The 22703-nt window shown below is 68.0% G+C and carries 22 protein-coding genes; 13 read left to right on the top strand and 9 right to left on the bottom strand.

The annotated features are described in order from the left end of the window. Positions 1-23 precede the first annotated feature (23 nt). The 5 genes from ACWDOP_RS14405 to ACWDOP_RS14385 all read right to left on the bottom strand — a co-directional run bounded on the left by ACWDOP_RS14405 (position 24) and on the right by ACWDOP_RS14385 (position 5534). Positions 24-947: a terpene synthase family protein gene (locus ACWDOP_RS14405; RefSeq protein WP_456345440.1), complete on the bottom strand. Its 924-nt coding sequence runs from the start codon at positions 945-947 to the stop codon at positions 24-26. 883 nt (positions 948-1830) lie between these two features. Next, complete coding sequence (locus ACWDOP_RS14400) at positions 1831-2973, bottom strand: LLM class flavin-dependent oxidoreductase (RefSeq protein ID WP_454200194.1); 1143 nt, start codon at positions 2971-2973, stop codon at positions 1831-1833. Next, positions 2970-3953, bottom strand: coding sequence for an ABC transporter substrate-binding protein (locus ACWDOP_RS14395; protein WP_456345439.1), 984 nt, complete (start codon positions 3951-3953; stop codon positions 2970-2972). Before ACWDOP_RS14395 ends, ACWDOP_RS14400 begins: the two co-directional genes overlap by 4 nt. Before the next feature lie 28 nt (positions 3954-3981). Continuing rightward, complete coding sequence (locus ACWDOP_RS14390; protein WP_456345438.1) at positions 3982-4704, bottom strand: ABC transporter ATP-binding protein; 723 nt, start codon at positions 4702-4704, stop codon at positions 3982-3984. Further along, positions 4701-5534 (bottom strand): ABC transporter permease, encoded by an 834-nt coding sequence (locus ACWDOP_RS14385; RefSeq protein WP_454200197.1) that lies wholly within the window; start codon positions 5532-5534, stop codon positions 4701-4703. Before ACWDOP_RS14385 ends, ACWDOP_RS14390 begins: the two co-directional genes overlap by 4 nt. Before the next feature lie 148 nt (positions 5535-5682). On the opposite strand from ACWDOP_RS14385, the gene ACWDOP_RS14380 reads away from it, so the two are divergent. After that, positions 5683-6519 (top strand): LLM class F420-dependent oxidoreductase, encoded by an 837-nt coding sequence (locus tag ACWDOP_RS14380; protein WP_456345437.1) that lies wholly within the window; start codon positions 5683-5685, stop codon positions 6517-6519. A 358-nt stretch (positions 6520-6877) separates the two neighbouring features. Here ACWDOP_RS14380 and ACWDOP_RS14375 read toward each other — a convergent pair whose 3' ends face one another. Beyond that, positions 6878-7549 carry a TetR/AcrR family transcriptional regulator gene (locus tag ACWDOP_RS14375; RefSeq protein ID WP_456345436.1) on the bottom strand — a complete coding sequence of 224 codons (672 nt, stop codon included), beginning with the start codon at positions 7547-7549 and terminating at the stop codon, positions 6878-6880. A gap of 216 nt (positions 7550-7765) precedes the next feature. On the opposite strand from ACWDOP_RS14375, the gene ACWDOP_RS14370 reads away from it, so the two are divergent. The 8 genes from ACWDOP_RS14370 to ACWDOP_RS14335 all read left to right on the top strand — a co-directional run bounded on the left by ACWDOP_RS14370 (position 7766) and on the right by ACWDOP_RS14335 (position 16452). Next, the gene (locus tag ACWDOP_RS14370; protein ID WP_456345435.1) at positions 7766-8623 is read left to right on the top strand and encodes an SDR family NAD(P)-dependent oxidoreductase; all 858 of its coding nucleotides are present in this window, start codon (positions 7766-7768) and stop codon (positions 8621-8623) included. Further along, positions 8620-9480, top strand: a complete 861-nt coding sequence (locus ACWDOP_RS14365) for an SDR family NAD(P)-dependent oxidoreductase (RefSeq protein ID WP_456345434.1) — start codon at positions 8620-8622, stop codon at positions 9478-9480. The genes ACWDOP_RS14370 and ACWDOP_RS14365 overlap by 4 nt, the downstream gene beginning before the upstream one ends. Before the next feature lie 7 nt (positions 9481-9487). Then, positions 9488-11032, top strand: coding sequence for a flavin-containing monooxygenase (locus ACWDOP_RS14360; RefSeq protein WP_456345433.1), 1545 nt, complete (start codon positions 9488-9490; stop codon positions 11030-11032). After that, complete coding sequence (locus ACWDOP_RS14355) at positions 11029-12096, top strand: alpha/beta hydrolase (RefSeq protein ID WP_456345432.1); 1068 nt, start codon at positions 11029-11031, stop codon at positions 12094-12096. The genes ACWDOP_RS14360 and ACWDOP_RS14355 overlap by 4 nt, the downstream gene beginning before the upstream one ends. Before the next feature lie 28 nt (positions 12097-12124). After that, a complete protein-coding gene (locus ACWDOP_RS14350; RefSeq protein ID WP_456345431.1) occupies positions 12125-13687 on the top strand; it encodes a flavin-containing monooxygenase in 1563 nt (520 codons plus the stop codon). Between the two features lie 77 nt (positions 13688-13764). Continuing rightward, positions 13765-14400 carry an SRPBCC family protein gene (locus ACWDOP_RS14345; RefSeq protein WP_456345430.1) on the top strand — a complete coding sequence of 212 codons (636 nt, stop codon included), beginning with the start codon at positions 13765-13767 and terminating at the stop codon, positions 14398-14400. After that, positions 14397-16004 carry a flavin-containing monooxygenase gene (locus ACWDOP_RS14340; RefSeq protein WP_456345429.1) on the top strand — a complete coding sequence of 536 codons (1608 nt, stop codon included), beginning with the start codon at positions 14397-14399 and terminating at the stop codon, positions 16002-16004. The genes ACWDOP_RS14345 and ACWDOP_RS14340 overlap by 4 nt, the downstream gene beginning before the upstream one ends. Positions 16005-16326: 322 nt before the next feature. Next, the gene (locus tag ACWDOP_RS14335) at positions 16327-16452 is read left to right on the top strand and encodes a hypothetical protein (protein WP_454200207.1); all 126 of its coding nucleotides are present in this window, start codon (positions 16327-16329) and stop codon (positions 16450-16452) included. 261 nt (positions 16453-16713) lie between these two features. Here the strand turns inward: ACWDOP_RS14335 and ACWDOP_RS14330 are convergent, their stop codons facing one another. Continuing rightward, positions 16714-17658, bottom strand: coding sequence for an NADP-dependent oxidoreductase (locus ACWDOP_RS14330; protein ID WP_456345428.1), 945 nt, complete (start codon positions 17656-17658; stop codon positions 16714-16716). Positions 17659-18003: 345 nt separating this feature from the next. Here ACWDOP_RS14330 and ACWDOP_RS14325 point away from each other — a divergent pair, with 345 nt between their 5' ends. From ACWDOP_RS14325 to ACWDOP_RS14310, 4 genes are all read left to right on the top strand, one after another. Then, the gene (locus ACWDOP_RS14325) at positions 18004-18684 is read left to right on the top strand and encodes a hypothetical protein (RefSeq protein WP_456345427.1); all 681 of its coding nucleotides are present in this window, start codon (positions 18004-18006) and stop codon (positions 18682-18684) included. A gap of 171 nt (positions 18685-18855) precedes the next feature. After that, positions 18856-19167 carry a hypothetical protein gene (locus ACWDOP_RS14320; RefSeq protein ID WP_456345426.1) on the top strand — a complete coding sequence of 104 codons (312 nt, stop codon included), beginning with the start codon at positions 18856-18858 and terminating at the stop codon, positions 19165-19167. Between the two features lie 89 nt (positions 19168-19256). Beyond that, positions 19257-19727, top strand: a complete 471-nt coding sequence (locus tag ACWDOP_RS14315; protein ID WP_456345425.1) for a hypothetical protein — start codon at positions 19257-19259, stop codon at positions 19725-19727. A gap of 269 nt (positions 19728-19996) precedes the next feature. After that, the gene (locus ACWDOP_RS14310) at positions 19997-20758 is read left to right on the top strand and encodes a class I SAM-dependent DNA methyltransferase (RefSeq protein ID WP_456345424.1); all 762 of its coding nucleotides are present in this window, start codon (positions 19997-19999) and stop codon (positions 20756-20758) included. A 112-nt stretch (positions 20759-20870) separates the two neighbouring features. On the opposite strand, the gene ACWDOP_RS14305 is transcribed toward ACWDOP_RS14310, so the two are convergent. Beyond that, a complete protein-coding gene (locus ACWDOP_RS14305) occupies positions 20871-21392 on the bottom strand; it encodes a DUF7691 family protein (protein WP_456345423.1) in 522 nt (173 codons plus the stop codon). Positions 21393-21760: 368 nt separating this feature from the next. Further along, complete coding sequence (locus ACWDOP_RS14300) at positions 21761-22669, bottom strand: SDR family NAD(P)-dependent oxidoreductase (protein WP_456345422.1); 909 nt, start codon at positions 22667-22669, stop codon at positions 21761-21763. Positions 22670-22703: the final 34 nt, after the last annotated feature.

Here is a 22703-nt window from a genome sequence, read left to right as displayed (position 1 = left end):
GCGGGCAGCGCCGGCGACGGGCCTCAGGCGGTGGCCGGAAGCTTGTATCGGGCGCACAGTTTCGTCCACGCGTAGTTGCCGTGCACCCAGCCGCGCAGGCTGCGCGCGATCCGGCGCTCGCCCGCGCTCAGTTCGGGCAGGGCGGCCAGCGTGGCGATCTGCTCGCGCTGGCGCTCGAGCAACTTCGTGTACAGCGCGACGATGTCGGCGAGGGCGCCGGTCAGATTCGTCTCCGCGCGCAGCACCGTGACCGCGTTGAGCGAATCGTCTTCCTTGACCACCGAGTACAGGTCGTTGACGATCGCGCACAGCATGGCGCTGGTCTGGCGGACCTCGCGGAAGCGGCGCAGATGGGTGTCCTCGATCTCGCCCCAGGCCAGATCGAGCAGATCGAAGGGCGGGAACAGCCCGATGCTGAGTGTGCGCAGATACCAGTACGCTTCGGGCGACGGCATGAGGGCCATCTGCCGATAGGGCATCTCGAACAGGCAGCCGTGGAAGAACAGGGTCATGCTGGTCGCGAAGCGGTCCAGCCAGGCGTCGCTGGCCAGCAGCGCGCATTGCTCGCGTAAATCACTGAGCGCCAATAGGTATGGATTGTCGTCCGGCGCCTGCCCGCCGCGCAGGATCCGCTCGCAGGCGTCGAAGATCTCGATGGCCGCGGTCGGATCCGCGCCCTCGCCGTACTCGTCGTCGAAGACGAACATCCAGCCGATCAGCTTGGCGGCGATCTCGACCACCGCCGCGGGCGCGTCCGGCAGCGCGTAGGCGGCGCAACTCCAGCAGCAGGTCTTTTCGAAGTGCCCGCCCGCGTCGATGCCGTGCCTGCGGGCCCAGCGCAGGACCTGGGCGTGGACCTGGTCCATATGGGGGCTCGGGAAAACTCTCTCGTGCGGCAGACACTCGACAGCCGCCAGAATTTCCTTCATCTGGATGTGTGACTTCATGGTGGTTCCTCACTGTCCTCGAGCGAATTTCCTGGTCGGCTCGAGGGCTCGAATCGCACCGGCGTGCACCGCTGGTGGGGCTGGCACGTCAGCTATCGGATCTGACCATCACCTGATGCGGCGCTCGTGGCTTCGCGAGACAGAGCGAGATGGCCGGCAACCGAGGAGGGGAGAGGCTTGGAAAGAGAGGTACGAGAACGTCGGACGATATGACGGCTCCAGGAATCGGCGGATCTGCTCCGGCGTTCGATCCGGCCCCGACGGTGCACTCACAGCAACGCCCTGAGTCGCTGGAGAGCACTTCCCGCATCATTCGCCCGAGAATTCCATTGTCCCTCACGTGCGTTCACCTCGAGAAAATAACTGGGTTTTCGAAGGCGTAACGACCCGTTCCCGGACATCGGCCGGCGGGCCGGAACGCGGTGGGCGAACGGGTTGCCGGCTGTTGGCCGGATGAAACAGTGGTGAGCACAACGGTATTCGAACACATCGAACCCGGGATTTGCGCCCATTAAGATCAAGATGTGGTTACCGGATCCCGCCGGTTACCCCCGTGACGGCTGCCGTTGTCCCCGCCGAACACCGGGTGAAGCGCGCGTGACCGGCTGCCCCGGCGACCGCCGGGCGTGCTCGATACGGCCGCGCCGCAAGATCTTTGGCCGTGATTTCGACGCTTTTGCCTGCATAAGAAGGTCTTTCGGCAACCGCTCGGCACTCGGTTCGGGCGTCGGCGCTCCACCTCGGAGGCGATCGGGCCAACTTCGGGCATTCGGCCGTGCCGACCGGTGCGCCCGCGTGGTGACAGCGGGTGCGATGACGGCGTACGCCGAAACGCCCGGCACCGCCCGGTTGTTCGCCGGGCGGTGCCGGGTCCGTGATCGGCTCAGCTCGTGGCGGCGAAAGGGGTCCCCGCGGCCACGACCGGGCCCCGATGGGGATGGGACCACAGCCCCCGGCGTTCCAGGATCGGCAGCACGCCCTCGCCGAACCAGTACGCCTCCTCCAGGTGCGGATAGCCCGAGAGCACGAAGTGACCGATGCCGAGTTCGGCGTATTCGGTGAGCCGGTCGGCCACTTCCTCGTGCGAGCCGACCAGTGCCGTGCCCGCGCCGCCGCGGACCAGCCCGACTCCCGCCCACAGGTTCGGGGCGATCTCGAGGCCGTCGGTGCGGCCGTTGTGCAGCGCGGCCATGCGGCGCTGCCCCTCGGATTCGCTCTGCGCGAGCGAGGCCTGCACGCGTTCGATCTCGCCGGGCGCGATGCCCGCCAGCAGTTTGTCCGCCTCGGCCCAGGCCTCGGCGGCGGTGTCACGGCTGATGACGTGGATGCGCAGGCCGTAGTCGAGCGTGCGGCCCTCGAGCGCAGCCAGCGTGCGAATCCAGTCGATCTTCTTGCCCACCGCGTCCAGGGGTTCGCCCCAGGTGAGGTAGGTGTCCGCGTACCGGGCCGCGATCGGCCCGGCGGCGGGGGAGGAGCCGCCGAAGAACACCGGCGGGATCGGGTCGGGGCGGCTGCTGAGCAGGGCCTGGCGGACCCGGATGTGCTCGCCCTCGAAGTCGATCGGCTCGGTGCTGGTCCACAGCGAGCGCACCACGTCCAGGAATTCGCCGGTGCGCGCGTACCGCTGGTCCTTGTCGAGGAAGTCGCCGTACGCCTGCTGTTCGCGGGGCTCGCCGCCGGTCACCACATTGAGCAGTAGCCTTCCGCGCGAATGCCTCTGGTAGGTGGCGGCCATCTGCGCGGTGAGGGTCGGGCTGACGAGTCCGGGCCGCAGCGCGACCAGGAACTTGAGCGTCTCGGTGGTCTCCACCAGCATGGCGGTGGTCAGCCACGCGTCCTCGCACCAGGCGCCGGTCGGGGTCAGTACGGCCTCGAAGCCGTTGTCCTCGGCCGCGGCCGAGAGCTGGTTCAGGTAGCGCAGGCTCGCGGGCCGGCTGCCGGACATGAAGGTGCCGTGCCCGCCCGCGACCAGACCGCGCGAGTCACCGTAGGTGGGCAGGAACCAGTGGAAGGACAGTGCGCTCACTGCTGGAACCTCCGATCGACGAACTTGGCGAAATCGACCTTGCCGGGAATGGCTTTGGCCTCGGTGAACGCATCGGCGATCTGCTGCTCGGAGGCGATCACCGCGTCGGTGAGGGTGATGGGCTGCTTGATCGAGCGGGTCCAGGTGACCTGGGCCGCGGCGGGGCTGATCTGGGTCAGCTCGGCGTACTTGGCGCTCCACTCGGCGACGTTGTTCTGCGACCACGTGGTGGCGGCGGCGTAGCGCTTCAGGAAGTCCTCGATGGCCTTGACCTTGCCGGCGTCGGCGAGCGCCTTGTCGCCGCTGACCCAGAAGTTGTTGCCGTTGCCGACGGTGTCCGCCGCGACGATCTGCTTCGCGCCGGCCTCCTGCTCGGCGATGGCGGTGTACGGGTCCCAGATGGCCCAGGCCGCCACGTCGCCGCGCTTGAACGCGGTGTAGCCGTCACCGGGCGCGAGGTACACCGGCTCGATGTCCTGCAGGCTCAGTCCCGCCTTCTCCAGCGAGAGCAGCAGCAGGGCGTTGGCCGAGCTGCCCTTGAACACCGCGACGCGCTTGCCCTTCAGGTCCGCGACCGAGGTGATCGGCGAATCCTTGCCCACGAGAATGGCATCGCCCTTGCCGGTGGCCGCGAGCGCGCCGATCACCTTGACGTCGGCCTTGGCGGCGGCGCCGAAGATGGGCGGGGTGTTGCCGGTCTGGGCGAGGTCGATGCCGCCCGCGCTGGCCGCCTCCACCAGCGGCAGACCGGCGGTGAAGGTCGAGAATTCGATCTTGTAGGGCAGGTTGTCCAGCTGCCCGGAGGCCTTGAGCAGCACCTCGATCGAAATCGCCTTCTGGTCACCGACTTTCAGGGTGACGGCGCTCAGATCGACCGGTTTGTCGCCGGACTGCGGCGCCTCGTCGCTGCCGCAGGCGGTGACCGCGAGCGACAGGGTGGCGGCCACTACGAGGGCAGCCGAACGGAACAACTTCTTCACAGGGATCTCCAGGGGATAGAGAAACGAACTACTGCTCGACACCGAGCAGTTCGAGCAGGCGGGCCGCGTACACGGCGCCTTCGGGCCCCGCGTGACGACGCGGACGTTCCAGGGGGATGTCGATCTCGTGGGCGATGCGGCCCTCGTCCAGGACCAGCACCCGGTCGGCGAGGGTGACAGCCTCGGCGACATCGTGGGTCACCAGCAGCACGCCGAATCCGTGTTCGGCGAAGAGCCGCAGCAGCAGATCGTGCATGGCGATCTTGGTCAGCGCGTCCAGCGCGCCGAAGGGTTCGTCGAGCAGCAGCAGCGCCGGTTCGGCGACGAGCGCGCGGGCCAGCGCGGCCCGCTGGGCTTCACCACCGGAGAGCGTGATCGGCCAGGCCGCACCGCGATCGGCTAGCCCGACCTCGTCGAGCACGGCCCGCGCCCGGTCCTGTCCCCTGGCGCGCTTGCGCCGATCGGGCAGTCCCAGTGCGACATTGCGCTCCACCGAGAGCCAGGGCACCAGCCGGGCCTCCTGGAACGCCACCGCCACGCGGCCGTCGATCTCGACGCTGCCCTCGTGGTCCCCGGCCAGTCCGGCGAGCACCCGCAGCAGCGTGGACTTGCCCGAGCCGCTGCGCCCGACCAGGGCCACGATCTCGCCCTGGCGCAGGCTCAGATCGACCCCGTGCAGCACCGCTCGATCGCCGAAACTCTTTCCGACGCCGTGGATCCGGGCCAGTCGCCCGGTCGCGGGGGCGCTCATCGCCTGCTCCAGCGCAGTGCGCGGTGCTCGATGGCCCGCACCAGCGCGTCGGTGAGCAGCCCGAGCGTGCCGTAGACCAGCAGACCGAAGATGACGATGTCGATCCGCAGGAACTCGCGGGCGTTGTTGACGATGAACCCGAGTCCGGCGCTGGCGTTGATCTGCTCGGCCACGATCAGCGACAGCCAGGCGATGCCCAGACTCTGCCGCAGGCCGACGAGCACACTGGGCAGTGCGCCCGGGAACACGATGTCCCGCAGTCGTTCCCATGCGGTCAGACCCAGAACCTGGGACAGCTCCGCGAGTTTCGGGTCGAGCTGGCGGATGCCCGCGTAGGTGTTGAGATACAGCGGGAACGCCACGCCCAGGGCGATCAGGAAGATCTTGGGCTGCTCGTCGATTCCGAACCAGATGATGAAGACCGGGATGAGCCCGAACAGCGGCACCGTCCGCAGCATCTGCATGGGCGGATCGACGACGTACTCGCCGATTCGGCTCGACGCGGCCAGCACCGCCAGCAGCACCGCGACCGTGGCGCCGAGTGCGAAGCCGAGCAGGACGCGCTGACCGGAAACCGTGACCGCGTCGCCGAATTCGCCGCCGCGCCACACCTCGAGTCCGGCATCGAGAATGACCGAGGGCGCGGGCAGGATGTCCTCGGACAGCACGCCCGTCTTCGAACCCGCCTGCCAGGCGAGCAGCAGTGCCAGCGGTGTCAGCGAGCGCAGCAGCCAGGGGCTGCGCCAGAACTGACTCGTGCGCCGAGCCGCAGGCGCGCCCGTGGCGGCGGCCTGCCGGTCGGCTGTTTTCCAGCCGATCGCAAGTGTCATGGTTCTCCCGGGGATCTTGTGGACCGCTTCGCAGTATCACGCGGTGACCGGCCCGGTTGAACCCTTGCGATCACCGTGACCGCAATGGCGATCGGTGTGCCGCGTACGTGTCGGGAATGCGTGCCGGGCGACCGCTGTTACCCGGCGAATGGCGAACCAACAACTGGGAAAGATCGGCGTCTGGCTGGCGTACCCGCAGGCGACTCCGGAGCTCGCGCGCGAACTCGAGGCCCTCGGTTACGGGGCGATATGGGTGGGCGCCTCGCCCGCCGCGGACTGGGAGGGATACGACGCGCTGCTGGCGGCGACCGAGACCCTCACCGTCGCCACCAGCATCGTCAATGTGTGGGCCACCCCGGCCAAGGACATCGCGGCGACCTATCACCGCCTCGCGGACGCGTATCCCGGCCGTTTCCTGCTCGGCGTCGGCATCGGCCATCCCGAGCACGCCGCCGACTACGTCAAGCCCTACGACGCCCTCGTGGACTACCTGAACCAGCTCGACGAGCACGGCGTACCGCGTGACCGCCGTGCCCTGGCGGCCCTGGGCCCGCGCGTGGCCCGCCTCGCCGCCGATCGCACCGCGGGCGCGCTGCCGTACCTGACCGTGCCCGAGCACACCGCCGCCCTGCGCGCGCAACTCGGCCCCGACGCCCTGATCGTCACCGAGCACAAGGCGGTCCTGGACGCGGATCCCACGAGCGCCCGGGCCACCGCCCGCGCCACCGTCGGCTTCTACCTCGGTCTCAGCAACTACGTGAACAACCTGCACCGCTACGGTTTCGACGCCGCCGACACCGATCAGCCCGGCTCCGACCGCCTGATCGACGCGCTGGTGGCGCACGGCGCCCCCGACGAGGTGGCCGACCAGCTCCTGGCTCACGTGCGCGCGGGCGCCGACCAGGTCGCGGTCCAGCCCCTCGGCGGCGATCCCCTCCCGATCCTGCGCACCCTCGCACCCCTGTTGACCGCGAAACTGGCCTGACACAGCGGGTTTCGAAACGAAGCACCCCGTCCGGACGCGCGCCCATCGGTAGTCGGCGCGCGCCCGGCGTCACCACGTGGTCGGCGGCCGAGCAGATGTAGCCCGGGGCGTCGCCGCGCAAGGCCGGCGGTTCCACGACGGCCGAGCGGGTGTTGCCCGGCGGCGGGGCTGCGCATGCTCGGCGGTTCCACGGTGGCAGAGCAGCTTGTTGCCCGCGCCGGTGACCGAGCACCGGGACGCGTTGCGACACAACGGTTTCAGTGCGGCCGACAAGTCGAGCGCTGCGAAAACGCGTAGATGTAGCCGGAGGATTCGTGGCCGCGGCGATCGCCGCGAGACCGGCGGTCGCCGATGCCGGCTACGGGGTCGTCGGCACGCGGCCCAGGCCCGGCCCGAGTACCGCCACGGCGGTGTCGATGTACCGGCGGCGTTCGGCCGCATCGCCGCCCTGGAGCGCGCGCACGACCGGCGGAATGGTCAGCGCCAGCAGTATCCAGCCGACGTCCTCGGTGTTCACGTCGTCGCGCAGCACGCCGGAATCGACAGCGCGCATGAGGAATCGGCCGATCGTCGCGGCGAGAATGCCGCCGAGGCCGAGGATTCGGGTGTTGAGCGCCTCGTCGATGCCGGGTAGGTCGAACAGCATGGCGTGCATGAGGTTCGGATCCGATTCGGCGATGTGGCACATGCGCTCGACCGCGCCGGACCAGGTCGCGATGAGCTCCTCGAGGGTGAGTTCCCGCTCGAGCAGGGCGGGTTCGAAGACGTCCCCGGCGATCTCGGTGAGCAGCCGATCGATGCCGTAGTCCACCACGTGGTCGAGAATCGCCCGCTTGCTGTCGAAGTAGCGGTAGAAGGTGCCGTAGCCGACGCCCACCTCGGCGGCGATGTCCGCGGCCGAGGCCGCGGCGTACCCCTTGGTGGTGAACACGTGATACGCCGCCGCGACGAGTTCGCGCCGGCGCCGCTCGGTGTTCTGTTCGTCGCGCGGGCGGCCGGGTCCGCGGCCGCGCTTGGCTGATTCGGTCATCGAGCACATCGTATGCGCCCGCCGACCCGCCGTGATCGGCCGCTCGCGGCGGTCAGCCCCTTGCGTAACTGTCTGGGACGGTTTAGTTTGATGACACGGCCGTCCGCTAATTGAGTGCATGTCGATCGCACATTCTTCGTGGCGGCGGTGACGACAAAGGAGTCGATTCATGACGCATTCGAATCTGACCGTGATCGTGCGACGGGGGTACCGGACATGACGGTGGTCGTAGTGACCGGCGCGGCCGCCGGAATCGGCCGGGCGAGCGCGCTGCGCTTCGCACGCAACGGGGCGACCGTGATCGTCGCCGACATCGACGAGACCGGCGGCAACGCCACGGTGGCCCGGGCCCGGACGACCGGCGGCCGTGCGGAGTTCCGGCGCCTGGACGTGGCCGACGCCGCCGCGTGGGAGGAGTTCGCGGACCGCGTCGTTCGCGACCACGGTGTTCCCGACGTGGTGGTCAACAACGCCGGGATCCTGATCTCCGGCGGCTTCCTCGAACAATCCGGCGACGACTGGCGGCGCATGATCACCATCAACATGATGGGCCCGCTGTTCGGGTCGCGAGTGTTCGTGCAGCGCATGGTCGATGTGGGCAAGCGCGGCGCGATCGTGAACATCTGCTCGGTGGGCGCGTTCCTGCCCACGGCGCTCGCGCCGTCCTACGTGACCGCCAAAGCGGGGGCCTGGATGGGTACCCAGGCCCTGCGCGCGGAATACGCGGGCCGGGGCATCCGGGTCAGCGCGATCTGCCCGGGCCTGATCCGGACGGACCTGTCGGCCAATGGCACCCGCGCGGGCGCCGATGCCGTCAGCGAGGCCGACTGGGCCGCCAAACTCGCTCGGGGACAACAGGTCTTCGGCCGCTCGCCCGAACGGGTCGCCGCCGCGATCGACCGTGCGATCCGCTGGAACCTGGCCACCGTGCCGGTCGGCGTCGAAGCCTGGGCGGGGTGGTATCTGTCCCGGCTCGCGCCCGGTGTGCTGCGCGGGGTCAGCGGGCTGGCGCGAATGCCGTTGGCGGAGACCGCGGTCAACCTGTCGAGTCGGGTGCTGGGAGGTCTGCGATGAGGACGGCGATCGTGACCGGCGGCGGCGCGGGTATCGGCCGCGAGACCGCGCGCCTGCTCGCACGCACCGGATATCGCGTGGTGATCGCGGATATCGACGAGCAGGCCGCGCTAGCGGTGGCCGACGAGATCGCGGCCGAGGGTGGCCGGGCGCACGCGTTCCGGCTGGACGTGGCCGTCGAGGCGCAATGGGACAAGATTGCGGAGTGGGTCCACGGCGAGTTCGGCCCCGCCCACGTGCTGATCAACAACGCCGGGATCCTGGACACCGGCGGATTCGTGGAAACCAGTGCGGCGCAATGGCAACGCACGATCGACATCGACCTGATGAGCGTCATCTACGGCTCGCGGGTCTTCGCCCGGCAGATGATCGACGCCGGTATCCGGGGACACATCGTCAACCTGTCGTCGGGTGCGGCCTTCTTCCCCGCCCGCTACATACCCGCCTACGCCGCGGCCAAGGCGGCCGTGCTCATGGCCAGTCAGGCGCTGCGAGTCGAGCTGCGTCCCAAGGGAATCGGCGTCACCGCGATCTGCCCCGGCGCGATCCGCACCGATCTGCTCGCCCACGGCACCCGCGCCGGTCTCGAGGCCGGTGACCAGGAGGCGTGGCGCGCGAGCCTGGGCAAGGTCCAATCGCTGGCCTACGCCACCCCGGACAAGGTCGCCCGCGCCGTCGAGCGATCCATACGCCGCGATCTCGCGATCGTCCCGGTCAATCCCGAGGCCTGGTTCGGCTACGGGATGTTCCGCCTGTCCCCGGGGCTGGTCCGGGCCGTGGGCAGCGTGGGTTCCTTCGATCTCGCCGACCGGCTCCTGCCGCGCGTTCAGCCGCTGCTGAACCTGATCACGAAGTGAGACAACAATGAACACCATCGCGAAACCGGAATTCGAGGTCGCCGTCATCGGCGCCGGTCCGGGTGGGATCGCGGCCGCGGTGAAACTGCGGCGGGCCGGAATCGACGACTTCGTCGTGCTCGAGCGCGCGGACGAGGTCGGCGGCAGCTGGCACGAGAATCACTATCCCGGTCTGGGCGTCGATATTCCGGCGCTGGCCTACCAGTACTCGTTCGCGCGCAAGGCCGACTGGACCCGGGTCTTTCCACTCGGCGCCGAGGTCAAGAAGTACCACGTGGAGGTCGCGCACCGGTTCGGCGTCCACGAGCGCGTGCGGTTCGGCGCGGAGGTCGAGCGCGAGGAGTGGGACGAGGACGCCGGGCACTGGACGCTGCACCTGGCGGACGGGTCGGTGGTGACGGCCCGCTTCGTCATCAGCGCGGTCGGCGCCTTCGTACGGCCCAAGGTCGACGTCGGCATTCCCGGCGCGCGCACGTTCAAGGGCAAGGTGCTGCGGCCGAGCAGCTGGGACGACGACTACGACCTCACCGGCAAACGCGTCGGGATCATCGGCACCGGAGCCAGTGCGGTGCAGATCATTCCGGCCATCGCGCCGCGGGTGGAGCACCTGACCGTGTTCCAGCGCACGCCGGTCTGGTCGCTGCCCAAACCCGATTTCCCGGTGCCGCCCGCGGTGCGGCGGGTGCTGTCGGTGCCGGGGGTACAGCCCTTCCTGCACGGCAGCGCGCTGGTGGTCATCGACCTCGCCCTGCGGCTGGCCGTGGGGGCGCCGCCGGCCGTTACGCATCCGGTGCTGGATCGCTTCGACGCTGTCTGCCGGTCGCTGTATCGGCGCTACCTGACCTATGTGGTCGACGACCCGGCGACCCGCGCGAGCCTGACGCCGAATTTCGGGCCGGTGGCCAAGCGCCCGACCATGTCCAACGGGTATCTGCGCGCCTACAACCGCGACAACGTCGAACTGGTGACCGCGCCGATCGAGAAGATCACCCCCACCGGCGTTCGCACCGGCGACGCGACCCTGCGCCGATTCGATGCGATCGTGCTCGCGACGGGGTACGAGGTGTTCTCCGATCCCGAAACCTATCGGACCGGAACGGTAGTGGGACGCAACGGATTCGACCTCGCAAAGTTCTACCACGAGGAGGGATTGCAGGCGTACCAGAGCGTGTCGGTGCCCGGTCTGCCCAACCGCTGGACCCTGGTCGGACCGTACTCCTGGACCGGATCGGGCTGGCACGCCTTCGTGGAGATGACCGCCGATCACGCCGTGCGGGCCATCGGCGAGACACGCAGGCGCGGCGCCGGCTGGTGCGAGATCCGCAGGGAGGCCGCCGATGCCTATCACCGGCGGGTGTACGAACGGGGTGAGCCGCTGCGCTACTACCTGGCCGACCTGAACGGCCACGTCCCGACCTACTACCGGAACTCGCAGGGCGACACCACCTATGTGCGCCCGTCCGGATTCTTCGAGGCGCGCCGGGGCAATCGCCGATTCCCGCTCGACGACTACGCCTACGGCAGCCGTGCGGAAGCGACGGTGCCGGCATGACCGCGACCATGATTGGCGGCACAACAGCGTTCGACCACCCGGCGATTCCGGGTCAGGTCAACATCGAGTTCTCCAGCCGGGCCAGTAGGCGGCTGCGCGTGGCGAACGCGGTGCTGCGCCGCATCCTGCGACCCGGGCTGCACGTGGTCTGCGTGGCGGGGGAGAGCCCGCTGCTGCGTGGTGAGCGCGCGTTCCGCATCGCCAACCGGGTCGACGTGCTGGCCGCCTCGCTGCGCCCGGCGCGCGGCACCCGCCGGGAGATGGTGCGCTTCGCCGACTTCCGGGCCGAATGGCTCTGGCACCGCGACGATCCCGGGCCCGGCGAGAGCGAGCGCGGCGCGATCCTGTACTTCCACGGCGGCGGTTTCGTGGCCGGCGGTCTGCACAGCCATCGCCGCCACGCCGCGCGCATCGGCCGGGCCGCGGGGCTGCCGGTGCTGAACGTGGACTACCGGCAGCTGCCCGTCGGGCACATCACCGACACGGTCGAGGACGCCCTGACCGCGTACCGGTATCTGCTCGAGGGCGGCCGGACCGCCGAACGCATCGTGTTCGCCGGTGATTCGGCGGGCGGGGGACTGGTCTTCATGGCCGCGCTGGCCGCTCGCGCCAGGGGGATGGCACTGCCCGCCGGTCTCATGGCGATCGCGCCCTTCGCCGATCTCGATCCCGCGACCCGGTTCGCCCATCCCAACGATCGCACCGATTCGATGCTCTCGGCCCGGGCGCTGTCGATCCCGGCGCTGATCGGTTTCGCCCGGGACGGTGTGCTGGATCCGGCGTGGTCGCCGGTCAATCACGATTTCACCGGAATGCCCCCGGCGCTGATCCAGGTGAGCGACATCGAAGTGCTGTTGCCGGACTCGGAGGCGCTCGCCGAGCGCTGCGCCGAGGCCGGGGTTCCGCACACCCTCCAGATCTGGAACAACGCCATCCACGTCTTTCAGGCCGGCGCGGACGTGCTGCCGGACGCCCGGGCGGCGGTCACCGAGATCGGGTCCTTCATCCGCCGCGTGATCGAGGGTCGCGCACTCGGATTCGCCGATCGAACCACGGCCGCCTGATCGGCCCGTCGAAGAGGAAAACCACCCTATGAGCTCCAGCAACACACCGGTCTTCGAAGTCCTCGTCATCGGCGCGGGTTTCGGCGGCATCGGCACCGGAACGGCCCTGCGCCGCGTGGGCGTCGAGAACTTTCTGATCATCGACAAATGGGACCGGGTCGGCGGCACCTGGAACGCCAACACCTATCCCGGCGTCGCGGTCGACGTCCCCGCGCCGATCTACAACTTCTCCTTCCAGCAGCGGTCGAGCTGGTCGCGATTCTTCCCGCCGGGCAACGAGATTCAGCGCTACGCGGAGGAGGTCGTCGATCGGCAGGGATTGCGCGGCAAGCTCCGGCTGGGGTGCGGTGCGACCGAGGCGCGATTCGACGAGGCCGCGGATATGTGGCGGGTGCGCACCACGGACGGTGACGAGATCACCGCGCGGTTCCTGGTGAGCGCCGTCGGGGCGCTGGAACAGCCCAAGCCACCGGCGATTGCGGGTATCGAGGACTACGCCGGGCGCCTCATGCACACCGCGCGCTGGGATCACTCCTACGACTTCACCGGCAAGCGCGTCGCGGTGATCGGCACCGGCGCCACCGCGCTGCAGGTGATTCCACGGTTGGCCGAACAGGTCGAGCACCTGACGGTCTTCCAGCGCACCGCCATCTGGGTGGCGCCCAAACCCGACTTCCCCATGGGCGCGCTGAGCAATCGGGCACTGGATTTCCCGCCCGCGCAGCAGGCGGTGCGGCTCATCGGCAATGTCGCGGTGAACGCGTTCCTGGGTGTCGGCTTCGCACTCTCGGACTATCCGCGCGCGACCTCGGCGGTACTCGGCGCGGGCGAGCGGGCGCTGAAAGCCTATCTGCGCACCCAGATTCGCGATCCGGAGCTGCGCCGGGCGCTGACCCCGAGCTACCGGCTCGGTTGCAAACGGCCGTCGATCTCCAACACCTACTTCCGCACCTACACCCTGCCGCACGTTGACCTGGTCACCGACCCGATCGCGAAGTTCACCGCGGGTGGAATCGTCACCGACGACGGGACGTCGCGGGAGTTCGACATGGTGGTCACCGCCACCGGCTTCCAGGTGATGGACAAGGGCGCGACGCCGCCCTATCCCGTCTACGGTTGCGGTGGAATCGAATTGGGCGATTTCTGGGATCGGAACAAGTACCAGGCGTACGAGGGCGTGTCGGTTCCCGCGTTCCCCAACATGTTCCACATCTTCGGGCCCTACGGGTACGCCCCCGGCTCGGTCATCCCCCTCATCGAGGCCACCGCCGCGCACAGCGCCCGCGCGATCGGGGAGGCCCTGCGCCGCCGCGCGACCCGCGTGGAGATCCGGCGCGAGCCGCACGAGGCGTACTTCGAGCGCATGTACGCCCGCAACAGGAACACCTATCTGTTCAAGCAGGGCTGTGCCGAGTCTCGCACGTACTACATCAACTACCAGGGCGACGGGCCCGCCTTCCGCGCCACCACCCAGGCCGGAATGTATTGGAGCAACCGGCATTTCCCGCTCGACCACTACCGGTATTCGACGGTACGGCCGGTGCGTTCGGACCCGCGTGCCGAGCCCGTGCACGCCCTGATCGAACCCTGACATCACCCGGCCCGAGGGATCGGCCTCAGGGACCGTCGCGGCGCTCGGCCGAAGCGCCCGCACAGATTGGATGAGCAATGAGTATCACGTCGTTCCTGCACACACAGCACCCTTCTTCGGTGCCGGCCGTCGACGACACCCTCTTCGACACCGCGGCGCTGGTGTTCACCGTGGAGAAGGAGTTCGACGCCCCGGTACACGCGGTGTGGACCGCCATCGACGACGACCACGCGTGGAAGTGGCTGCCGTTTCCGGGCGTCGGGGTGATCTACGATTCGCCCGCCCGGGGCGTCGGCGTCGTGCGCGAGATGGGTTCGGTCTTCGGGCCCGTGCGCGCGCTGTGGGTCGAGCGCGAGAAGTTCTGGCGGTACGAGCCGAATCAGCGCATCACCTTCGGTGTGGTGAGCGGCAATTGGATGCAGTACCTGCTGGTGCGCCAGTACGGCGAGGACAAGGTCTTCCGCGATCTCGGAAACGGCCGCACCGGGGTTGTGTGGAAGGTCGCCGTCACCCCGCGCCTGCCGCTGCGGTTCACCACCTGGTTCCCGCCGGTCTGGCGCCTGGCCTATCGGATCGGGGGTATCGGGCCCCTGTTCGTCCGGCGCGTGCATCGGATCGCGGGCGAGGCCCGGCCGTCGCTGCGGTCGGTGCACACCAACGGCGTCGCCGCGCCCGCGCCGCGCGGCCGGACCGCCGAGGAGGGCGTGAAGTGAGTCGTACCAACGGATTCCGGGCCGCGTACGCCGGCCCGCTCGAACAGCCGCGGCACGAGGTCGTGGTCATCGGCGCGGGGATCGGCGGCATCTGCGCCGGGGTGAAGCTGCGGGAGATCGGGATCGAGGATTTCCTGATCGTGGATCGGGTCGCCGGTCTGGGCGGCACCTGGTTCAGCCACAGCTACCCCGACGCCGGCTGCGATATCCCGAGCACCACCTATCAGTTCTCCTTCGCCCGCAAGCCCGACTGGGATCGGCTCTTCGCCAAACGGGACCAGATCCTGGAGTATCTGCGCGATGTCGCGGCCGACCACGACCTGCCGCGCCGAATGCGGTTCGACACCACCATCGTTCGTGAGGTGTGGGACGAGGACCGCGGGCTGTGGCGGCTGCACGTCGATACCGGGGAGGTGATCACCGCCCGGTTCGTGATCAGTGCCGTCGGCGCGTACATCAACCCCAAGACCGAGCCGAACATCCCGGGTCTGAAGACGTTCGCGGGTGTGTCCATGCATCCCGCGCACTGGAATCACGACTACGACTTCACCGGCAAGCGTGTCGGCATCATCGGGGTCGGCGCCAGCACCATGCAGATCGCGCCCAAGCTCGCCGATCGGGCCGAGCGGCTCGACATCTATCAGCGCACGCCGCAGGTGTATCTCCCCAAGCCCGACTTCGAACTGCGGCCGTGGATGCAGAAGCTGCTCGCGTTGCCCGGCGGGTCGGCCGCGGCCAATGGCCTCGCGCAAACGGTGATCGACGCCGCGCTGCGGATCGCGATCTACACGCCCGCGCCGGTCTGGCGGGGCGGTACGCGCGTCATCGACTTCGCCGGGCGCAACGCCTACCGGGCCTGGGTGCGATACAAGGTGCGGGACAGGGAGATTCGCAAACAACTGCGCCCCGACTTCGGGATCGTGTGCATTCGCGGCGGCGCAGGCGGGGACTATCTGCCCACCCTCAACCGGGATAACGTGGAACTGGTCACCGCCGGCATCGCCGAGATCACCCCGACAGGAATCCGCGACGCCGACGGAGTCGAGCGGGAGATAGACGCCCTGGTGGTGTCCACCGGCTACGAGGTGTTCTCCGATCCGGAGAGCTACCGCCCCGGAACCGTGATCGGCCGTGACGGTTTCGATCTGGGCGTCTTCTACAACACCGAGGAGCTGAAGGCGTACTACAGCACCTCGGTGGCCGGACTCCCGAACCGCTTCATCATGATCGGCCCCTATTCCTGGACCGGCACCGCCTTCCACTATTTCGTGGAGAACGCGATGCGCCACATAGCGACGGTGATCGACGAGACCCGCCGCCGCGGCGCGTCGATAGTGGAGGTGCGCCCCGAGGCCCAGGACCGTTTCCACGCCGACATGCAGCGCAGCGGCCGAAATCTGTCCTACTACCTGCAAACTCGCTGCGAGGGCTCGAACAGCTATTTCGTCAACTCCCAAGGCAAATCCCCCTACATCCGCCCCTGGTCCCTCCTGAAGACCTACCGCAAAGCGGTCCGCTTCGACCGCGACGACTACACCTATCGCACTCCCGTGGAAGTCGACCCGTCCCCGCGGCCCCTGACCGCCGAACCCGCCCATAGTTAGCGTCCCTGCGCCCGGGATCCTCTGTCCGTGCGGAGCGGGTCGGGTGCGGGACTCCAAGGATGTCGCGGGTCCGGAGTTCTGGTTCCCTGGGCCGGCGTGGGACGACTGTCACGCGAGCGGTATCTGGGAGCGCTGAGGGGCCGGCGCGGCGGGCGTTGGCCAGCACGCTACCGGCTACCGCGAAACGTGGATCGGATACGCCCTGCTCGGGGCATCTTCGCAAGCCGGGACCGCGAATTTCTACCGATCGGGGACCGAGGCTCGCTAACCTACTCGGCAGATGCTTTTCCCGGGCTACACGGAGCAATAAGAGGTGTGTGTGATGTCTGATCCGGCCACCAACGAGCCGACGAAGAACGAGACCGAGGCGAGCCAGGGCGCTCGTCACGAGGTGGACGAGAGGCCCACCGCGTACTACCGGCTCTCCGACATCGACTTCGACTCGTAGCCGACCGATCGGCCTCGAAGATCTACCGACGCAGCTGATCTGCGCGATGCCGCGCCCGGACCGCCCGCTTCACGGCGGGGCCGGGCGCGTTGTCGTTGCACGGTCGGACGTCGGCGATCCGCGCGGCGTGCACGGCTCCCGTTCGCCGGTGGCCGAGGGCAGCAAAGCCTCAAATGGTCGCTGACACAGCGCGAGGTGGGTGACGCAGTGAATTGCCATGTGCTGTCCTCCCGTCGCGCCGCGATGGAACCGCGCCGCGGATCAGAAGATGAAGACCAACCGGCCGCGTGTGCCGCCGGCCTCGATCCGCCGGTGGGCGTCGGTCGCCTGCCACGGCAGGCAGGTGCCCGCCACCCGCAGGGTGAGTTCGTCGCGCTCGGCGGCATCCCGCAGCTGCTCCAGAGTCGCTGTCGCGCTGAGCAACTCGTAGACCGGCCGATAGGTCCGGCGGATACCGTCGCCGTTGCCGGTGCGCCCGCGCGCGGAGTAGACGGCCCCGCCCGGCACGACCGCGCCGGCTATCGCGTCGTCGAGCATGGCCGTGTCGATGATGCCGTCCACCGGCCCGCACGCGGCGAGGATGGCGCGCGCGAGCCCCGGCCCGCGGTCGACGATCATGTCCGCCCCGAGCCGGGCCACCAGATCACGATCGTCCGGCGTCGCGTCCGCGATCACCCGCATCCCCGCCGCCTTCGCGAGCTCGACGGCGAAGCCGCCCACCGCGCCCGCGGCGCCGGTCACCGCGATGGTCGACCCCTCGCCGACCAGCAGTGAATCCAGTGCCGTGCGCGCGGTGAGCGCGTTCATCAGCAGCGTCGCCGCCTCGACCGGCGTCTTGCCGCGCGGGGCGCGCACGACCGACGCCGCGTCGGCGATGACGTACTCCGCCTGTGCGCCGCAGGCCAATCGAGGGTGCACGAGCGCGATCACCGCGTCGCCGCACAGCAGCCTGCCCTCGACGCCCGCACCCACCTCGTCGATCACTCCCGCGGCGTCCCAGCCCACGACGTAGGGCCCGGCGTGCACCGGATACCACTGCGGCAGATGCTGCGCGATCGCTCCCGAGCGCGCGACGGCATCGGCGAGGTTGATGTCGGCCGCCTCGACCTTGATCCGGACCTGCCCCGGTCCCGCGTGCGGCTCGGGCAGGGTCAGCAGGGTCATCACTTCCGGCCCGCCGAAGCGTTCGAAACCGACTGCCAGCATGGAATCACTCCCTCGAAGGGCGAATGACTTTGTCGTCGAATGGATCCTGCGAGGGATCACTGTTCTCGGGGGCGGCGCCGATGCGATGACCGCGGACGTCCCGCGCGCCCGTTGCCGACAGGCGCCGTCGCCACCGCCGGACGGGGAAGCGACCATGAAATTCACTTGCTATCTGGATAGCCATACTATTGACTGCCCGATTGCTGTCAAGTAGCGGCCGCGAATACGACTCGTGACCGGCGCGTTCTCGGATAGCAGCGGTCTGGAAATTGTGTCGCTATTCGCATAGCGATAGTATGTGAATAGTGCACGCAGGCCGCACCGGTCTCGACGACAAGGAATGCCATGAACAGCCCCTTCCGTGATCCCGCCATCGCCGACGGTGAGAAGTCGCTCTACCGGATCGCACTCGGTGACGATTCCGAAGGCGCCCGGATCGTCGGCCTGATCGAGCAGGACGGCGACGCCTACATTTCGTACCTGGAGGCGGGTTCCGAGGACGCGTACAGCGTGAAGGTCGAACAGCGCATTCGCCGCACCGAAGGTCGCCTGAGTGCCGAGAGTTACCAGGCCGCTTCGTATTTCGAGGGCCGCATGGTCTCCCGCGAGGAGGGCTACTTCATCGACACGCAGCATGTGCAGTTCGGCGGCAAACTGTCCCCGTTTCCACGCGGCGTGATGCCCCTGCTCGGCGGCCTGACCCTGCTGCGCGGCCTGGACTTCCGCCCCGGTGCGAAATCCAAAATCGATCTGTGGCTGGCGTTCTCGATCCACTGGCCGCTGGAGGTCAAGGTGGAGAAGCGCACCCGAGTCGATGTCCCCGCCGGCACTGTCGATGCGTGGCAGGTCCGCATGCGCCCCAGCTTCAGTCACATGAACGCCCTCCTGGACAAGGTGGTCTCCGGCTTCCTGCCCCCCTTCGTCGCCCACTTCGAAGCCGCCGCGCCCCACCGCATGGTCCGCTTCAGCTTCCCGAGCGGCCCGCTTCCCTGGCAGCCCCGAGCGGTGGTGGAGCTCACCGACTGACGCCGACGCGTGGGCGAGCGCCGCGGTGTCGACCAACGGCAGGCGGTCCGCGCTGAGCCGCTTTCAGCGATCTGGGGCACCCCGACCGGCGCCGGTGATGTTCATCATCCCGGCTGCTCGAGATTGCTTGTCCGACAGTGAATGTCGGTTGCCCGTCTTAGGCTGTACCGCATGTCTGGTGACCTGCGTTGGACGTTCGATATCTACGGAATGATCGGTGACAACGAAGGGGAGGGAGTCTATGAGGCGGTAACCCGACTGCTCGAAGACCAGGATCTGAGCACTCACGTCCGCCTGGGCGTCGCCATGGCGGACCATATGTGGACGGTATACGGCCGCAGCGAGTCTCCCCTTCCTGTCCCCGACTTCGAGCAGTGGCGGCAGGCTTTCGACGGGTCGCTGCGTGCGTCGATCGAAAGAGCCGTCCCGACAGCCGATATCACCATCACCTGGAAGGTTTTCCCGGCTGATCCGACCCCATAATTCGGGGCACAGCGAATTTCTGAAGTCTAAGTATTTCACTCCTGCGGGTCGCTACCTTTCATCGACCGCTCCCGTAGGAAGAGGACTCGATGATCACCACCGCCACCGCCGGCCGCCGATTCGGCTGGGCTACAAAGGTTTCCTTGCTGGCGACGGCGCTGGCGTTCGCCGCCGCGCCGACCGCGTCCGCCGAGGCGACTTTCACCATCAGCGGTCAGCACACGACCTACTACGTAGGCAAGACGTACAACCTGAACGCCCCGATCGGCACGACCTATATTTACGAGACCCCGACGGTGAACTTCTACGACAACGGCCGCTGTGTCGGCAGCACCTACGTCGTCCCAACTGGCGACCAGTTCCCCCGTTTCACCCGGATGGCCTGGGTCCCCACCACCCCCGGCACCCACACCCTGCGAGCCCAGTCGGGATTCATCACCAAGGAACTGGTGGTGACGATCGAGGCCGCCCCCGCCGACAGCACCCCCGATCCGCAGCCGGAGGAGGACCCCTGCGTGTCGTTCGGCAGCTCCGATTACCTCCGCACCGGGTCGATGTGAGCGCCCGAGATCCCCGCCGCTGAAGCTCGGCTAAGCGGTCGGTGCGGTCCGGTGCGGCCTTTCGATCTTCCGGTACTCGCGCTGGTGGGTCCGCTCAGCGCGGTGCGCGGCAGATGAGATGTCAGCGATGGCCCTTCGCTGTCACCGAAGGGGTCGGTTTGCTCACGAAGTCATCAATTGTTCTGTAGCACACAAATGGTCGTCCGCGTCCGCGCAGTCCTGTGGCAAAAGGGGTTGATCGTCCCGCCGGGGCGAGACAGGCTTTGGCGGTGACGAACAGTTCCGAAGACCTGCGGTTGTGGGACGCGGCCGCCGACAAGTACGCCGCGACAGTTCTGGGATCGGACGACAGCTTCTATCGGCGGATCGACACGTTCCTGTGGTCTCGCCTGGGTGCTGTGGACGACCTCGATGTTCTGGACCTGGGGGGCGGCCACGGATGGCTGGCCGAGCGAATGCGTCTGGCAGGGGCGCGCGTCACCGGTGTCGACGGCAGCGGGGCGCTGTTGGCCGCCGCCCGATCGGACTATCCCGAGATCGACTTCCGTCAGCACGATCTCGCCCGCGGCCTTCCCGAGGCGGCCCGTCGGTATGACCGAGTCGTCGCGCACATGGTCTTGATGGACATCCCCGTGCTCGATCGACTGATTGCCGATGTCGCTGCCGCACTTAAGGATTCTGGCGTGTTCGTCTTCTCGATTCTGCACCCGGCCTTTTTCAGCCACGCCATCGTCGACGACCCCGACGGAAACCGCTACCGCAAGGTGACCGGATATCTGGAACCCAAAACCCGGTGGGTGGACTCCTTCGGCGGACACCGCCACTACCATCGGCCGCTGTCGTGGTACGTCGAACAGTTGACAGCCCACGGCCTCGTCGTCACCGGCATACACGAACCACCTTCTTTGCCGCACAACGACATTCCGGAAGCCGAATGGACCGACTACCAACGATGGTTCAGCACCATTCCCACCATGTTGGCGATGTCGTGCGCACCCGCCAAGCATCCACCGAATCGGCACAGCAGCTGATACCTCGGGCTCTCGACCGGCACCCCGGTGAACTGGGTTCGGGTGACAGTCCGCGTCGGACTCGGCTGCCCGGCTGAACTCGGGCAGTTGAGCACAGTGCTACACGTGCGCCTCAGCCGCCCCAGAAGTAGATGAGATCCCTATTGGCACACTTGGATTCATACATCCATCGGATCTGCTGATCGACCTCGGCCCAGTCGATTTCCGCCTCTTGCTCGGCTATCCACTCGTCTATGGTTTCGATGTTGTATTTCTTGTCCTGGCTACTGCAGCCGTTCCATTCGGGCCGTGGCAGCAGATCCTCGAACGGGCGGTCGTAGAGGAGATCAATCATATCTCCGTCCCAGTGGAACAAGAGATCGTCGATATACGGGCCGAGATCTGCGCAGATCAACTCCAGTGCCTCGGTGTATTCCTCAGCGTGTTCCTCTTCGAACGGCCCGCCCGCGAAGATCGTTCGCAACGCTGTACGGACGTTTCCGATGTGTGCCTCCTGATCATCCAGATCGAAGGTCACTGCCAGTTCCCTGGAGTTCTTGGCCAGGAGTCGATTCAGGAAGGCTTCATCCTTGGACCCGATGACGGCTTTCAGCTCCGCTTCGTCGACAAGGTAAACGTGCAAGATATGGCCCACGACGCAAGGCTAGCCGGGCGAACTGACAAGGCGTGGACGACGAATTATCGTGCACTATCACAGTAGATTTGGCGGAAACCGCCACGGATGAGCCGATAGTGCACGATAAGTAGAGTCTCCCGCGCCTCTGCGGTTGAGGACCTTCTGCTGAAGCCGGACGAGCGTGGCCACCCGACGCAGTGGCCGCTACGACCGGCGCGGAGTGCGGCGGCATGCGTTGATCGTGGTGCGCGACGGCTTTCCTCCGGACGTACGACGCGTTACTTCGCGACATCGCGAGCGGACCCGCACGGAGCGGAACGCCCGAAGCCATACGGCCCGAACAGTATCGGGGCTCGGCCTCGGGCGTCGTAACGTCCGTGCGGCAGTCAGTCGCGGTGGAACGCGAGCCTGGCGGGCAGGCGCCTGAAGGCCAGGCTCGCGCCGCTCTGGGCCAGGTCCATCGTCGGAATCGAGCAGATCGCGCGCAGGAGGCCGGGGGAGAGGCGGTGGAGCAGCCAGGCGGCGGTCGCATCGAAATTCACCGGGACCACGGCGAGGTTGTAGCGGACCGCGCGTTGTACGGCGCGGGCCACCATGTCGGGGGTCGCGAAGCTGTAGCGGGACTGGGCGTCGGCGAAGTGGGTGCGGAACTCCTCGATCGCCTCGGTATCCCGGCCGCCTACCAGGGTGGCGTTGGCTGCCAGCTGTGTGCGGGTCACGCCGGGGCATATCGCGCTGACGCCGATGTTCCTGGGCGCCAAGTCGGTTCGCAGGGACTCGGCCACCATGAGCGCGGCCGCCTTGGACGCCGAGTAGGACGGGGCCACGCGGTTCGGCGTCCACGCCGCGCCCGACGCGATGACGACGATGTGACCTGGCCGACCGCTGCCCACCATTGTCGACCCGACGACCCGGCTGCCGTGCACGATCCCGTGCACGTTGATCGCCATGACCTTCTCCCAATCCTGCGGGGTCTGGTCGAAGAACGCGCCGCCCACCGCGATCCCGGCATTGTTGACGAGGATGTCGGGCACCCCGAAGCGGGTGATCACCTCGGCGGTCACCGACTCCCATTGCTCGGGGTCGCGCACATCGAGCGCGTAGGCGTGGCAGCTGCCCTCGGCCAGCTTCACCGTCTGCTCTGCCGCGGCGAGGTCGATGTCGGTCGCGATGACGACATCGCCGGCGGCCGCCTGGCGCAGCGCGATCGCGCGGCCGATCCCGCTGCCCGCACCGGTGATGATGACGACGCGCCCTCGTTTGTTCGCAACGGGGCCGTTGAACGGAATTCTCATGATCAGTTCCAATTCGCTTGTCTGTGAACGCCTA

It is taken from the genome of Nocardia sp. NPDC003693 (genome assembly GCF_053981095.1).
Note: the sequence above shows the minus strand (reverse complement) of the source record. Positions and strands in the feature narration are given on the sequence as shown.